This window comes from Streptomyces sp. VNUA24 (genome assembly GCF_029167005.1).
GTDB classification, from domain to species: domain Bacteria; phylum Actinomycetota; class Actinomycetes; order Streptomycetales; family Streptomycetaceae; genus Streptomyces; species Streptomyces scabiei.
In genome coordinates this window covers 5,728,776-5,743,902 of record NZ_CP119143.1, presented here as the reverse complement: position 1 = coordinate 5,743,902, position 15,127 = coordinate 5,728,776, and the positions used below count along the sequence as shown (strand labels likewise).

The 15,127-nt window shown below is 69.4% G+C and carries 12 protein-coding genes; 8 read left to right on the top strand and 4 right to left on the bottom strand.

Features of this window, described 5'->3' with window-relative positions; all coding sequences use genetic code 11:
* Window positions 1–7 precede the first annotated feature (7 nt).
* A complete protein-coding gene (locus PYR72_RS24460) occupies window positions 8–1,651 on the bottom strand; it encodes a protein kinase (RefSeq protein WP_275457318.1) in 1,644 nt (547 codons plus the stop codon).
* A 391-nt stretch (window positions 1,652–2,042) separates the two neighbouring features.
* Here PYR72_RS24460 and PYR72_RS24455 point away from each other — a divergent pair, with 391 nt between their 5' ends.
* From PYR72_RS24455 to PYR72_RS24440, 4 genes are all read left to right on the top strand, one after another.
* The gene (locus PYR72_RS24455) at window positions 2,043–3,611 is read left to right on the top strand and encodes a protein kinase (RefSeq protein ID WP_275457317.1); all 1,569 of its coding nucleotides are present in this window, start codon (window positions 2,043–2,045) and stop codon (window positions 3,609–3,611) included.
* Window positions 3,612–4,144: 533 nt separating this feature from the next.
* Window positions 4,145–5,365: a pyruvate dehydrogenase (acetyl-transferring) E1 component subunit alpha gene (pdhA, locus tag PYR72_RS24450; RefSeq protein ID WP_275457316.1), complete on the top strand. Its 1,221-nt coding sequence runs from the start codon at window positions 4,145–4,147 to the stop codon at window positions 5,363–5,365.
* A 65-nt stretch (window positions 5,366–5,430) separates the two neighbouring features.
* The gene (locus PYR72_RS24445; RefSeq protein WP_275460503.1) at window positions 5,431–6,396 is read left to right on the top strand and encodes an alpha-ketoacid dehydrogenase subunit beta; all 966 of its coding nucleotides are present in this window, start codon (window positions 5,431–5,433) and stop codon (window positions 6,394–6,396) included.
* 11 nt (window positions 6,397–6,407) lie between these two features.
* A complete protein-coding gene (locus PYR72_RS24440; RefSeq protein WP_275457315.1) occupies window positions 6,408–7,850 on the top strand; it encodes a dihydrolipoamide acetyltransferase family protein in 1,443 nt (480 codons plus the stop codon).
* A gap of 88 nt (window positions 7,851–7,938) precedes the next feature.
* Here PYR72_RS24440 and PYR72_RS24435 read toward each other — a convergent pair whose 3' ends face one another.
* Both PYR72_RS24435 and PYR72_RS24430 read right to left on the bottom strand, forming a co-directional pair.
* Window positions 7,939–8,913: a BRO family protein gene (locus PYR72_RS24435; protein ID WP_275457314.1), complete on the bottom strand. Its 975-nt coding sequence runs from the start codon at window positions 8,911–8,913 to the stop codon at window positions 7,939–7,941.
* 129 nt (window positions 8,914–9,042) lie between these two features.
* Window positions 9,043–9,345 (bottom strand): hypothetical protein, encoded by a 303-nt coding sequence (locus PYR72_RS24430; RefSeq protein ID WP_275457313.1) that lies wholly within the window; start codon window positions 9,343–9,345, stop codon window positions 9,043–9,045.
* A gap of 284 nt (window positions 9,346–9,629) precedes the next feature.
* On the opposite strand from PYR72_RS24430, the gene PYR72_RS24425 reads away from it, so the two are divergent.
* Window positions 9,630–10,949, top strand: a complete 1,320-nt coding sequence (locus tag PYR72_RS24425) for a hypothetical protein (protein ID WP_275457312.1) — start codon at window positions 9,630–9,632, stop codon at window positions 10,947–10,949.
* The gene (locus PYR72_RS24420; RefSeq protein ID WP_275457311.1) at window positions 10,949–11,863 is read left to right on the top strand and encodes a hypothetical protein; all 915 of its coding nucleotides are present in this window, start codon (window positions 10,949–10,951) and stop codon (window positions 11,861–11,863) included. The genes PYR72_RS24425 and PYR72_RS24420 overlap by 1 nt, the downstream gene beginning before the upstream one ends.
* An 85-nt stretch (window positions 11,864–11,948) precedes the next feature.
* Here the strand turns inward: PYR72_RS24420 and PYR72_RS24415 are convergent, their stop codons facing one another.
* Window positions 11,949–12,848 (bottom strand): serine hydrolase, encoded by a 900-nt coding sequence (locus tag PYR72_RS24415; RefSeq protein WP_275457310.1) that lies wholly within the window; start codon window positions 12,846–12,848, stop codon window positions 11,949–11,951.
* Window positions 12,849–13,083: 235 nt separating this feature from the next.
* On the opposite strand from PYR72_RS24415, the gene PYR72_RS24410 reads away from it, so the two are divergent.
* Both PYR72_RS24410 and PYR72_RS24405 read left to right on the top strand, forming a co-directional pair.
* Complete coding sequence (locus tag PYR72_RS24410; protein WP_275457309.1) at window positions 13,084–13,779, top strand: GntR family transcriptional regulator; 696 nt, start codon at window positions 13,084–13,086, stop codon at window positions 13,777–13,779.
* A complete protein-coding gene (locus PYR72_RS24405; protein ID WP_275457308.1) occupies window positions 13,776–15,092 on the top strand; it encodes an MFS transporter in 1,317 nt (438 codons plus the stop codon). The genes PYR72_RS24410 and PYR72_RS24405 overlap by 4 nt, the downstream gene beginning before the upstream one ends.
* Window positions 15,093–15,127: the final 35 nt, after the last annotated feature.

The window sequence follows — 15,127 nt, the reverse complement described above, 5'->3', positions numbered from 1 at the left end:
CGGGGCGTCAGGACGGGTTGCCCGTGGAGACCTTGAGGATGATCGAGGGCATGTCCTTGGGGTCGACGTCCTCGTCGGCCGACGGGTACTGCTCCATCACCGTGCCCTCGCCGTACGTGTTCTCGTCGACCTTCTGCACGTCGTACTCCCAGCCCGCGGCCTGGAAGCACTTCTTCACCGAGTCGATGTTCTTGAAGGTGAAGTCCGGCAGTTCGATCTTGTCCGGGTCGTTGTACGACTCCACGGGCTCCGTGCACGCGGTCGTGTCGATGACCTTCGAGGTGTCCGGTCCCTTGTGCCCCTCGACCACGGTCGGAGAGGGGGACTTGCTCGGACCGCTGTCGCCGCCCTCGCCCTCCGTCCCCTTGCTCAGGGTCAGCGCCACGATCAGACCGCCGACCGCGAGGACCGACACGGCGACCGCCCCCAGGATCACGCCCTTGTTGCTCTTCCCGCCCCCGGAGCCCCCCGCCGACGGCGAGGACTGCTGGGGCGAGATGGTGTACGGCGGCGGGGTGGCCGACCCCTGCTGCGGCGCGTACTGGGCGGTCTGCGGCGGGGTCGGGTAACCGCCCTGCTGCGGGTAGCCGTAGGACGGGGCGGGCGCGGGCGTCGGCGGACCGTATCCGCCCGTCGGGTGCGGCTGGTACGGCGTCTGGACGCTGCCCGGCTGCGGCGCCCCCGTATGGTCGATCGGGGGGAAGACGGCGGAGGAGACGCCGGCGCCGCTGGGTGTCTGCGCGCCCGGCACGATGCTCGGTGCCACGGGCTGGAGGGACGCGGCGACCCGCATGCACTCGTCCCGCATGGCCTCCGCGCTGGGGAACCGCTCGTTCGGGTTCTTCTTCAGCGCGCGGGCGATGATCGCGTCGACGGCCGGCGGCAGGGAACGGTTGATCGAGGAGGGAGCGACCGGCTCCTCCTGGACGTGGGCGTACGCGATGGCCAGCGGGGAGTCCGCCTCGAAGGGCAGCCGCCCGGTGGTCAGCTGGAACAGCATGATGCCGACCGAGTACAGGTCGGAGCGGGCGTCCACGCCTCGGCCGAGGGCCTGCTCGGGCGACAGGTACTGCGGGGTGCCGACGACCATGCCGGTCTGCGTCATCGACGTCACACCCGACTGCATGGCGCGGGCGATGCCGAAGTCCATGACCTTGACGACGTCGCGCTTGGTCATCATCACGTTGCCCGGCTTGATGTCCCGGTGGACCAGGCCCATCTCGTGGCTGATCTCCAGCGCCGCCAGCACGTCCGCGGTGATCTTCAGTGCCTTGTCGGCGGGCATCGCGCCGAGCCGGGCGACGTCGGCGTCGAGCACCGAACCGAGCGGCTTGCCCTCGATGTACTCCATGACGATGTACGGCGTCGTCATGCCGTCCATCTCGTCCTCGCCGGTGTCGAAGACGGAGACGATGTTGGTGTGGGTGAGCTTCGCCACGGCCTGCGCCTCGCGGCGGAAACGCTCGCGGAAAGCCTGTTCGCGGCCGAGTTCGGTGTGGAGTGTCTTGATCGCGACCTGCCGGTCGAGCACCGAGTCGTACGCGAGGTGGACGGAGGCCATACCGCCCTCGCCGAGCAGGTCACGCAGCTGATAGCGGCCACCGGCTAGCGACCGCCCCGCGTACCGGCCCTGTGCGGCATCCTGGCTCATCTTCCTGCGTCCCCCATCGGCGCGCGAAAGCTGCTGGCGTTGCTCCCGCGATTCGGTGATCCCTGATGCTGCTGGTGATCCTTTGAGCTATTCCCGGCCAAGTCTGCCCCAGGGCACCGGCACGTCAAGCGCGGTGCCCGATCCGTGACCGTACGCGAAAGAAGCGTCGCGGAAGCGTTACAGGGGGCGTACGCCCGGTACACAGAACTTGCACGAGTGCGCGCGCTGCGGGTTTCATGGCCGACTCGACCTATGGATCCACCGTGAACCCGTCGTGAACCCCGTCGCGCATCCAACCCGGACCGGCCCCTTGCGTGAAGGCTGTAGCGTGGCCGACGGAGACCGTAACAAGTACCGCGCGGACCGCGGGCAGAAACGACGGCGAGGACTGATGGCACAGCAGCAGCGCTCTCAGGGCCCGTCCGACCCCGAGGCGGCTGGTGGCGGCATGTCGGACGCGCCGGAGTTGTGGGGCAACGGCGGGCTGGTCGGTGACGGTCGGTACCGGATGACCCACCGGCTCGGCCGGGGCGGCATGGCCGAGGTGTTCGCGGCGGAGGACGTGCGCCTCGGACGTACGGTGGCGGTCAAACTGCTCCGTTCCGACCTGGCCGAAGACCCCATCTCCAAGGCCAGATTCACGCGTGAGGCCCAGGCCGTGGCCGGTCTCAACCACCATTCGATCGTGGCGGTCTACGACTCCGGCGAGGACGTCGTGAACGGCACGCCCGTGCCGTACATCGTCATGGAGCTGGTCGAGGGCCGCACCATCCGCGATCTGCTGATCAACGCGGAGGCGCCCGGCCCCGAGCAGGCGCTGATCATCGTCTCCGGTGTGCTGGAGGCGCTCGCCTACTCCCACCAGCACGGCATCGTGCACCGCGACATCAAGCCGGCGAACGTCATCATCACCGACAACGGTGCCGTGAAGGTGATGGACTTCGGCATCGCGCGCGCCCTGCACGGGGCGTCGACGACGATGACGCAGACCGGCATGGTGATGGGCACGCCCCAGTACCTCTCCCCGGAGCAGGCGCTCGGCAAGGCCGTCGACCACCGCTCCGACCTGTACGCCACCGGCTGCCTGCTCTACGAACTCCTCGCACTGAGGCCGCCGTTCATCGGCGAGACCCCGCTGTCGGTGGTCTACCAGCACGTCCAGGACATCCCGGTACCGCCCTCCGAGTCCTCGGACGGGGCGGCGCCGCCGGAGCTCGACGGCCTCGTCATGCGCTCCCTCGCCAAGGAGCCGGACGACCGGTTCCAGACGGCCGAGGAGATGCGCGGCCTCGTGCAGTACGGCCTGCAGATGCTGTACGACCAGGGCGGCCACACCGGCACCTGGAACACCGGGCCCGTCGCGATGCACGACGGCCGGCACACCCCGCCGGGCGGTATGTCCGGTACGACGGTCATGCCCCACCCCGGGGACGGCACCTCGCAGATCCCGCAGCCGATCCTGCCCGGATACGGCGGCGGCCGGGACGACGGCGGCTTCGAGGGCCGGGGCAACCGGGGCAGCGGCCGCGGCAAGCTGTGGATCCTCGCCGTGCTCGCGGTGATCGCCATCTCCGCGGGTGTCGCACTGGCGCTGAACAGCAAGGACAACGCCAACGACAGCGGCGGCACCGGGACCACGAAGTCCCCGACGGCGACGTCCTCCAGCAAGGACAAGGACACCAAGGAGACCCCCACCGACGAGGTGACCGAGGAGGAGACGGAGGACAACACCGGCTCCGGGAACAACCCCGACTACACGCCGTCGTACACCCGGTCCCCGTCCTTCAGCCAGTCGCCCACGGACGAGCCGACGGACGAACCGACCTCCGAGGAGCCGACGACCTCCGAGGAGCCGACGACCTCGGAGGAGCCGGAGCCGCCGGTGAGCGAGAGCCCCGACGAGGGCAGCAGCGGCGACACCGCCGGTCTGCCCGGCGGCATCGGCGACGACGAGGGGTGACTCGAATGTGCGCGCGGTGACCCTTGTGTCACCGCGCGCACACCTCGCCCACCGTCGCGACTCCACAGGGCCCACGGAACCGAACCGTGGCCCGAAGCGCAGACATCCGGCCGCACGGATGGAGCAACTTCCACAGCCGATCTCGACGCCCGCCTCCGGTGAAGTCTTCCCGTGGCCGGGGTGGCCGGGATAACGTGCCCGTGTTCCGGCCCCCTGCCAGGCTGTTAACCAGTGCTGTGACCAGCAACTGTTCCCGACGGACACGATCCACGGGGACCCCCTCCGACCGATTTACTTGGAAATCCAAGGAAAATCGCAGGTCAGTAGGGGTTTCACAGGAATGTGGAGCACTGGGTAACGTGCCTCGTGCAGGGCGCTCGCCGGGGCACCTGTCACGTCTGTTCCCGGCCAAGGGCACCCACCCCGTGCACGGGCACCGGGATCAGGCGAGCCGCTCCCCCAGGCTCTTAAGGAGCTGGGGGGACCCCCAGTCACCCGGCAACCCCGGGGGCCGGACCGACGGAGGAGCACACGTGACCGTGGAGAGCACTGCCGCGCGCAAGCCGCGACGCAGCGCCGCAGGCAAGACCGGCACCACCGGCAGCAAGGCGGCCGGCACCACCGGCACCAGGCGCGCCGCCACTGCCAAGAAGCCGACGAACGCCCAGCCCGAACTCGTCCAGCTGCTGACGCCCGAGGGCAAGCGGGTCAGGAACGCCGAGTACGACCCGTTCGTCGCGGACATCACCGCCGACGAGCTGCGGGGCCTGTACCGCGACATGGTGCTGACCCGGCGCTTCGACGCCGAGGCCACCTCCCTGCAGCGCCAGGGCGAGCTGGGCCTGTGGGCCTCGCTGCTCGGCCAGGAGGCCGCCCAGATCGGTTCCGGGCGGGCCACCCGCGACGACGACTACGTCTTCCCGACCTATCGCGAGCACGGTGTCGCCTGGTGCCGCGGTGTCGACCCGACCAACCTGCTCGGCATGTTCCGCGGCGTGAACAACGGCGGCTGGGACCCGAACAGCAACAACTTCCACCTCTACACGATCGTCATCGGCTCCCAGACGCTGCACGCGACCGGGTACGCCATGGGCATCGCCAAGGACGGCGCCGACTCGGCGGTCGTCGCCTACTTCGGTGACGGCGCCTCCAGCCAGGGGGACGTCGCCGAGGCGTTCACCTTCTCCGCGGTCTACAACGCGCCGGTCGTGTTCTTCTGCCAGAACAACCAGTGGGCCATCTCGGAACCGACCGAGAAGCAGACCCGCGTGCCGCTGTACCAGCGCGCCCAGGGCTTCGGCTTCCCGGGCGTCCGCGTCGACGGCAACGACGTCCTCGGCTGCCTCGCCGTCACCAAGTGGGCGCTGGAGCGCGCCCGCCGGGGCGAGGGCCCCACCCTGGTGGAGGCGTACACCTACCGCATGGGCGCCCACACCACCTCCGACGACCCCACCCGCTACCGCCACGACGACGAGCGGGTGGCCTGGGAGGCCAAGGACCCGATCGCGCGCCTGCGTGCCCACCTGGAGTCCGAAACCGACACGAACGAGGGATTCTTCGCGGAACTCGAAGCGGAGAGCGAGGCGTTGGGAAGGCGAGTGCGCGAAGTGGTGCGGGCCATGCCCGACCCGGACCACTTCGCCATCTTCGAGAACGCGTACGCGGACGGACACGCGCTCGTGGACGAGGAGCGCGCCCAGTTCGCCGCGTACCAGGCGTCGTTCGCCGATGTGGACGAAGAGGAGGGCAAGTAGCGATGAGCACGCAGACAGCCGCGCAGACGGCGGGGCAGAGCGCCGGGCAATCCGCCGTGAAGAGCATGGCGATCGCCAAGGCGATCAACGAATCGCTGCGCAGGGCCCTCGAAGCCGACCCCAAGGTCCTCGTCATGGGCGAGGACGTCGGCAAGCTCGGCGGGGTGTTCCGGGTGACGGACGGCCTGCAGAAGGACTTCGGCGAGGACCGGGTGATCGACACCCCGCTCGCCGAGTCGGGCATCGTCGGCACCGCCATCGGCCTCGCCCTGCGCGGGTACCGCCCGGTGGTCGAGATCCAGTTCGACGGCTTCGTCTTCCCCGCGTACGACCAGATCGTCACCCAGCTCGCCAAGATGCACGCGCGTTCGCTGGGCAAGGTCAAGCTCCCCGTCGTCGTCCGGATCCCCTACGGCGGCGGCATCGGCGCGGTCGAGCACCATTCCGAGTCCCCGGAGGCGCTGTTCGCGCACGTGGCGGGCCTGAAGGTGGTCTCGCCGTCGAACGCCTCGGACGCCTACTGGATGATGCAGCAGGCCATCCAGAGCGACGACCCGGTGATCTTCTTCGAGCCCAAGCGGCGCTACTGGGACAAGGCCGAGGTCAACCCCGACGCCATCCCCGGTCCGCTGCACAAGGCCCGGGTCGTCCGCGAGGGCACCGACCTCACGCTCGCCGCCTACGGCCCGATGGTGAAGCTCTGCCAGGAGGTCGCCGACGCGGCGGCCGAGGAGGGCCGCGCCCTGGAGGTCCTGGACCTGCGGTCGGTGTCCCCGCTGGACTTCGACTCGGTCCAGGCGTCCGTGGAGCGGACCGGCCGCCTGATCGTGGTGCACGAGGCCCCGGTGTTCTTCGGCTCGGGCGCGGAGATCGCCGCCCGCATCACCGAGCGGTGCTTCTACCACCTGGAGGCGCCCGTCCTCCGTGTCGGCGGGTACCACTCCCCCTATCCGCCGGCCCGGCTGGAGGAGGAGTACCTGCCGAATCTGGACCGGGTGCTCGACGCCGTCGACCGCTCGCTGGCGTACTGAGGGAGAGGTCCGTGACGACGATGACAGACACGTCTCCGCGCGAGTTCAAGATGCCCGACGTGGGCGAGGGACTCACCGAGGCCGAGATCCTCAAGTGGTACGTCCAGCCCGGTGACACCGTCACCGACGGCCAGGTCGTCTGCGAGGTCGAGACGGCCAAGGCCGCCGTCGAACTGCCCATCCCGTACGACGGTGTCGTACGCGCCCTGCACTTCCCCGAGGGCACCACGGTCGACGTCGGCACGTCGATCATCGCCGTGGACGTGGCGGGCGGGACGGCCCCGGCCGAGCCGGAGCCCCCCGCGGCCAGGCCGGAGCCCGCGGCGAAGCCCGCGCCGGCGGCCCGCAAGCCCGAGGGCCGCAAGCCGGTCCTCGTCGGCTACGGCGTCGCCGAGTCGTCCACCAAGCGCCGCCCCCGCAAGGGCGTGCCGCCGGTGGCGGCGCCCTCCGAGGGCACCCTGTACGCGGCCACCGCGATCCAGGGCGTCCAGGGCGAGCTGAACGGACACGGTCACAGCGTCGGCGGTCCGCGGCCGCTGGCGAAGCCGCCGGTCCGCAAGCTGGCCAAGGACCTCGGTGTGGACCTGGCGACGATCACGCCGTCCGGTCCGGACGGCGTGATCACCCGTGAGGACGTCCACGCGGCCGTCGCCCCGCCGAAGGCTCCCGAACCGGTGACTCCGTCTCCCGCGACCCCGGCCGCCGCCTCCGTCGCGGCTCCGGCCCCCGCGCCGGTGGCGTCGTACGACGGCGCGCGCGAGACCCGGATCCCGGTCAAGGGGGTCCGCAAGGCGACCGCGGCGGCCATGGTCGGCTCGGCCTTCACCGCGCCGCACGTCACGGAGTTCGTGACGGTCGACGTGACGCGCACGATGAAGCTGGTCGAGGAGCTGAAGCAGGACAAGGACCTCGCCGGTCTCCGCGTCAACCCGCTGCTGCTGATCGCCAAGGCACTGCTCGTGGCGATCCGGCGCAACCCGGAGATCAACGCCTCCTGGGACGAGGCCGCCCAGGAGATCGTGGTCAAGCACTACGTGAACCTGGGGATCGCGGCGGCCACCCCGCGCGGTCTGATCGTGCCGAACATCAAGGACGCCCACGCCAAGACGCTGCCCCAGCTGGCGGAGTCGCTGGGCGAACTGGTCTCGACGGCGAAGGAGGGCCGCACCAGCCCCGCAGCGATGCAGGGCGGCACGCTCACCATCACCAATGTCGGGGTCTTCGGCATCGACACCGGCACGCCGATCCTCAACCCCGGCGAGTCCGCGATCCTCGCGGTCGGCTCGATCAAGCCGCAGCCTTGGGTCCACAAGGGCAAGGTGAAGCCTCGTCAGGTCACCACCCTGGCGCTCTCCTTCGACCACCGGCTGGTCGACGGGGAGCTGGGTTCCAAGGTGCTGGCGGACGTGGCGGCGATTCTGGAGCAGCCGAAGAGGCTGATCACGTGGGCGTGAGGCCCTCGACTGAGTAGGCTGATGGGTAAGGGCCGGTCGCAAGTTGCTGTTGCGACCGGCCCTTTTCCGCGTCTCGGCTCAGGAGCCGTCAGCGGCGGCTGAGCACATACACCGGCGCCCCGTCCTCCGCCGCGCCCATGGGGTGGATGCAGGCGTGCTTGCGCAGCAGCCGCAGACATTCGTTGACGCGGTGCACGGACAGCCCCGTACGGGCCGCGATCGCCTCCAACGGCTGCCGCAGCTCACCCTTCTCGACCAGCACCGGGGCGATCACGACGGCCACCGTCCACACGTCCTCCGTCACCGACAACCGCTCCCGCCAGTCGGCCAGCACGGTCTCCGTGGTGGGCTGCGCCGAGAAGGCGGCGGCATCCGGCGCCGACCGTTCGGGGACCAGGGCGTCGAGCCGGTTCGCGATGCGTTCCATGGCCTGGGCGATGACGGTGAGGGTGGTGCGCTGGGTCTCGACCATCTCCTGCTGTGTCGCCGCGATCTGCTCCTGCAGGGCGAGCGCCCTGTGCTGGGTGGCGGCGAACTGTTCGTCCAGTTGCAGGTTGCGCTCCTCCAGCCGGACGATGGCCTCGGCGACCTGCTCGGGCATGGCGTAGGCGATGGGACCGTCCGGCCCCGAGGGCTGTACCTCGGCCGGTGCGAGGGAGTACGAGCCGTTCCTCTGAACGGCCTCGATCACTTCGGCGACCCACTGCTTGAAAGGCAGACAGGCGGGTTTCGTACAGGCGTTGACCAGAAGGATCAGACCCTGGAGAGAGATCACGTTCATGTCTCGACGCCACTCCCGACCTGCGGGAACGCTGAGACTGTAACCTCCAGTTAGGATCTCGAGACTCTCTCGTTGTTCTTCCGGGACATGGTCGGAGAGCGCCTTCTGCGTGTTGGTGTGTCCCAACTCCTTGCACACGTCCACGGCCGGGAACCAATGAGCTCCGTCCGGCATCGTGAGCCGACGGACCCGGGCTCCGGTAGCTGCGTAGACGAAGTCGCTGATGTTGATCGCCTCGTGCCGGGGTCCGGGCTCGGGCTGGTGCTTGCTGGGTTCGATCATGTGAACCACCTCCGCTGCGGAACGTAGGGCGGAGGAAATCGAATATGCCAGTTGAACTAACCATATTCACCCGTGCGAGGTAGAAAGCCCGGTTCGGCTTGCGGTTCGGAGCCTCACTGGGTGGGTCGTTCACCGGGCGGCATCAACGGTCCCCGGGTGGTCGTGGGTGCTGGGACGGCCGGACGGTACGGAGGTCGACGACGGTGCCGGCACGGGTGCGTCGTCCGTCTTCTTCTCGTCCGCACCCAGCAGGAAGGCGAGAGCGAGAATGACGGCCGTGCCGGCGGTGATCGCCGCAGGGACGTCCCCCGGCCCTTGGGTGCCCGGCGGGGAGAGTGGCGGCGACGACCTGGTGTGCTTGTGGACGAAGTACGTCACCAGGCAACCAGCCGTGAAAATGCACGCGTTCAGCTCACTGATCTCCAGCGTCATGAGACGGCCTCTCGGCTCATGGGGCCAACCTGCTTTCACCCGCCGTGACTTCGGCGCGCGGCCCCCTGCATCGGGGTGGTCGGGACACGTTCCGCGTCCGTACTCCATGGTCAGCCGGACCCCACGCACTATTTGTGCCACATGTGCTCCTGTTCCGGTGGGCCGCCGTTATGGCATCGACGGTGCCGATTCATGCAACAAGTGGCACTGTGCGGAGCCGGATCGAGTGGTCGACTGGCCGACGGCCACAAGGCCGAACGACCGGACCCGCCCTGGAGAAGCTGATGAAGCCGTGGCATCTCGCGCACCGTATGTGGACGCTCCTGCACGACCCGAAACTACGCAAGCCCTCGACGTACCGCATCGCGCGGCGCAACACGACAGCCATCGGACGAGCCACCTCGGTCATCCGCCTGATGTGTTCCGTGATCGTCGCCGGGATCACCTGGAGTGTTCTGGGACCTCAGGAGTCGGCCTGGTGGCCTGCCGTCACCGCGCTGTCGTTCGTAGGCTCGGTCCTGGCCATCATCCACACCCGCGAGGACATCATCGGGGACATGACCCAGTCCCGGTTCCTCCCGGTGCGCCTGCTCGGTGTCGAACTCGACCGGGGCGGCTGGCAGCGCCTCAACCTGCCGGCCGTCCTGGAGACGCTCGGCCCGCTCGCGATGGCCTGGATGATCGGCGCCCCCTCGGGGCCCTTCACGGACGATCCCGCTGCCCAACTGCTCGCCGCGGCGGCCACCCTCCTCTACAGCGGGTCGGGCACTCTGCACTGGATCATCGAATCCGTCTTCTATCAGCCCAATCCCTCGGAAGCATGGCCGGTGGGTTTCGCGCGGTCCGCCCGGGCTGCCGTCCCCGTCGTGCTCGCCGTGACGTACGCGGTGCTGCTGTCGGGGAACAGCGGGGAGACCACCGCCACACTGCCGTGGCTGGCCGTCGGCTTTCTGCTGCTCCACCCCGTCACGGTCGTCTACGAGAAGATGCTCAGGAGCGCGGTCACGGAGATCATGCCGGCGGTGGTCGAGCAGCGGTTGAAGGACGCCACGGTCGTCCATTCCAGCATCAGCAACCCTCTGCACTACGTGCTCCGGGCCGCACGCAACCACCCGGCGGGGGACGCCGAGGACCTCATCATCTACCTGCGTGGTGAACTGGGGCGCTGCCTGGACGAACTCGACCACCAGCATCCTGCGGCCACGGTGGGCGAGATCATCGACGGCGTCCGTGGCAGCCTTCTGCCCGGGGACCGCGCCCGCCTGGTCCCGGACCCGCGGCAGGCGCCCACGCGTCTCGGCGCGATCGACGCCTCGCTCGCCCGCAGTGTGCTGGCCGACCTGTGCTGTAACGCCCTCAAGGCCGAGGGCGACGGGAATCTTCCCCATGCCACCGTCGCGACCGTGTACGACGACGGAATGCTGACCGTGCGGGTGACCGACGACGGTCCGGGGATGGAGGACGGATGGCGCCCGGGTGGGTCGTTGCGCCGTCTCGGACAGTTGCTGACACAACTTGGAGGCGGACTTGAGTTCGATACCAGCCCATCGGCGGGGACGACCGTGACCGCGAGTTGGGCCCTGGAAAGGGTGGAGGCGGCGTGATGACCGGTCCTCTCAACGTGTTGGTGCTGGACGACAGCCCGAAGCCGGTCCTGGGCACACTGAATCTCTATCTGGAGGAATCCCCTGGCGACCCCGGGCGCTTCAAGCTGGAGGCCCTGTCCGACCCCGCTCGTCTGGACGGCTTCCTGGACGCTCATCCCGGCAAGTTCGACGTGGTGCTCGTCGATGTCGACTTCGAACTCGCCCGCACCACCCACACGTGTCTGACCGCGTTCCAGACGCTGATCAGGCGCAACGGACCGCAGGCCGTCGGGCTGTCCACGTCCCACCACGGCAGGACGCTCTTTCCCTTCGCGGTCTGCCAGTTGCTCCCGCCTCCGTCCGGCCGGACCGTGGTGGGGTGGGCGTACAAGGACGACGAGGGTGACCGCGGGTATCCCGAGTTACTGCGTATCCTCGACGCGATCGCCGCGCGGCGCCCTCTGACCAAGCCCCGGACGCTCATCCCCTGCATGCCGGACGCCGACCCGGCTACCGGTCAATTCATGGACACGATCCTGCCCACGCTGGGTGACGCCCGGCTGTGGGCGCTCATGTCCTCCACCTACTACGACACGGCTCAGCTGGCGGAGGGTACGTCGTTCGTCACGTCCACGATCACCAAGCGCTTCAGGACGTACGCCACGGCGATCAAGGAGTTCGACCAGGCGTTGAGGAAGAGTTCGGTTCACCCGCGGTGGCCCGGCAGCCGTCCCCTGGACGAGGTTCACACGGGGAAGACCGACCCGAACCAGCGCATCGTGGCCGCCTTCGCCCAGACACACCGCATCTTCTTCCAGGCGCCCGAGCTGGAGGAGATCGTGAAGGCGCGAACAGCGCGTCGCAGCAAGCTGGCGGGCAGACGTGCGCGCCGGCGCACGCCGGAACCATGGTGGAAGCCGCATACCGCCTAGAAACTTCTAGCCAGGCGCGAGAAAACCGGAAGGGGGCCACCGCGGTGAGCGGTGGCCCCCTTCCCGTGCGTCCGGCGGGGCGGGCCTACAGGGCCGCGAAGCCGTAGTTCAGGAGCTTCTTCGCGTCCGCCAGACGGTTGTCGGCGGAGGAGGCGGTGAGGACCGTGCCGTAGATCGTCTTGCCGTTGCGCGTGGCGGCGAAGACGAGGCAGTACTTGGCCTCGGTGCCGGAGCCGGTCTTGATGCCGATGGTGCCGTTGTAGGTGGTCAGCAGCGGCTTGTTGGTGTTCGTCCAGGTGTAGTAGCGGTAGCCGCCGTTCTTGGTCGTCACCTTCTGCTTGGTGGTGACCGTCTTCACGATCGTCTTGAACGTGGAGTTCTTCATCACGTTGCGGGCGAGCGTGGTGAGGTCCTTCGGCGAGGACTGGTTGGTGCCGTTGCTGATGCCGTCGAACGAGTCGAACTTCGTGTTCGTCATGCCGAGGCTCTTGGCGGTGGAGTTCATCTTGCCGATGAACGACTTCACGCGCGCCGCACGCGTCGAGCCCGTGCCGAACTTGTCGGCGAGCGCGTACGCGGCGTCGCAGCCCGACGGCAGCATCAGCCCGTAGAGGAGCTGACGGACGGTGACCTTGTCGCCGACGAACAGACCGGCCGAGGAGGCGCCGTTCCTGACGATGTAGTCGCTGTACGCGCCGGCGACGGTGACCTTGGCGTCCAGGTTCAGGTTCTTCTGCGCCAGCACGACCTTGGCGGTCATGATCTTGGTGGTGGAGCCGGTGGCACGCGGCGTGGTCGCCGTCTTGCCGAAGCTCTTGCCGGTCGCCGGGTTGATCACGAAAGCGCCCTTGGCGTTGAGCGTGGGCTTGGCGACCGCGGCCTGTGCGGGCGCGGAGCCGACGACTCCGGTCGCGATCATCGCGCCGGAGGTCACGACGACTGCAGCGGCTCTGCGGACACGTACGCCCTTTATGGCGGTAATCAAGTTAAATACCCCGATTGCGTCAAATGTCTGTGGAGCGCGGCCACTTGGGCTCCGGGTTTCGGGCAAGCAGGGCCGCTTCTCGTGTGACAAGTGAGTAGCACAAAAGGTTGCGCTCCGGGTGGTGCGGAGGGTAATTCAGGCCCACCTCACACCCCTTCGACAGCCTTACGGCGGTTTTTCGTCCGGATCGTGGACCGCGACGGCGATGCGTACGTGTTGTATCTATGCTGTGGACATGGCCTCCGCCCCCGCTCCCTCCGCCACCGGCACCCTCACCACCCCTGCCCCCGTCGTGAAGCAGCCCCCCGCCGCCGACCGCGTCTACACCCACGTCAAACAAGGCGTCCTGGAGCGGCGCTACGAGGGCGGCACGCTGCTCACCGAGGGCGAGCTGGCCGAGGCGGTCGGCGTGTCCCGGACACCGGTGCGGGAGGCGCTGCTGCGGCTGGAGGTCGAGGGGCTGCTCAAGCTCTACCCGAAGAAGGGCGCCCTCGTGCTGCCCGTCTCCGCACAGGAGATCGCGGACGTCGTCGAGACCCGGCAGCTGGTCGAGGAGCACGCCGTCCGCAAGGCGGTGCCCGCCCCGCCCCGGCTCCTGGCCCGGCTGGAGGAGCTGCTCGACCAGCAGAAGGCCCAGGCCGCCGCCGGGGACCTGGCCGCGGCCGCCGTGACCGACCGCTGTTTCCACGCCGAGATCGTCCGCAGCGGAGGGAACGAGATCCTCTCCCGCCTCTACGACCAACTCCGCGACCGGCAGCTGCGGATGGGCGTCGCCGTGATGCACGCCCACCCCGACCGCATCACCAAGGCGCTCCACGAGCACGAGGAGATCCTCGGGGCCCTGCGCGCCGGTGACGCGGAGGCGGCCGTGGCGCTCGTGCACGGGCACGTCAACTGGTTCTCCAACCTGGCGCGGGGGGAACTGCGTTGAGCCGCCCCGCCATATCCTCGTCCGCCGGGTCCCTGCCCGGGGACCCGCCCGGCGGCCGCCGCGCCCTCGCCGTCTGGGGCGTGGGCGTCTCCGTCTACTTCGTCGCCGTCATCTTCCGTACCTCGCTGGGCGTGGCCGGCCTCGACGCCGCCGACCGCTTCCGGGTGGGCGCCTCCGCCCTGTCGACCTTCTCGATCCTGCAACTCCTGGTCTACGCGGGCATGCAGATCCCCGTCGGCCTGCTGGTCGACCGGCTCGGCACCAAGAAGGTGCTGACCCTGGGCGTCCTGCTGTTCACGGCCGGCCAGATCGGCTTCGCGCTGTCGCCGTCGTACGGCACGGCGCTGGCGTCGCGGGCGCTGCTGGGCTGCGGTGACGCGATGACGTTCATCAGCGTGCTGCGGCTGGGCAGCCGCTGGTTCCCGGCCCGGCGCGGACCGATGATCGCGCAGATGGCGGGCCTGGCCGGTATGGCGGGCAACCTGGTCTCGACGCTGCTGCTGGCCCGTCTGCTGCACGGGGTGGGCTGGACGGCGGCGTTCGCGGGCAGTTCGGTCGCCGGCCTCGTCGTCCTCGTCCTGACCCTGCTGTTCCTGAAGGACCACCCCGAGGGACACGAGCCGGAGCCCTTCCCGCACCACGGGGCCGCGTACGTGCGGCGGCAGATCGCGGCGTCCTGGCGGGAGCCCGGCACCCGGCTCGGGATGTGGGTGCACTTCACCACCCAGTTCCCGGCGATGGTGTTCCTGCTGCTGTGGGGGCTGCCGTTCCTGGTCCGGGCGCAGGGCCTCGACCGGGGCACCGCCGGTGAACTGCTCACCCTCGTCGTCCTGTCCAACATGGTCGTCGGACTCGTCTACGGCCAGATCGTCGCCCGGCACCACAGGGCGCGGCTGCCGCTGGCGCTCGGCACGGTCCTCGCCACGGCGACGGTGTGGGCGGCCACGATCCTGTACCCCGGTGGCCACGCCCCGATGTGGCTCCTCGTCGTCCTGTGCGCGGTGCTCGGCGCCTGTGGTCCGGCGTCGATGCTGGGCTTCGACTTCGCCCGCCCGGCGAACCCGCCGGAGCGTCAGGGCACCGCCTCCGGGATCACCAACATGGGTGGTTTCGTGGCCTCCATGACCACCCTGTTCGCGGTCGGCGCCCTGCTGGACCTGACCGGCGACGACTACCGTGTCGCGTTCTCCGCCGTGTTCGTTCTCCAGGCGCTCGGCCTCGCGCAGATCCTCCGGCTGCGCGGCCGAGCCGCCCGCCGCGAGAGGGAACGCCTGGTGGCGAGCCGGGTGGAGACGGTGCACGTCCCGGTCTGAGGGCCGGCCGACGGCGGGCCCCCGGAGCGCGGCGG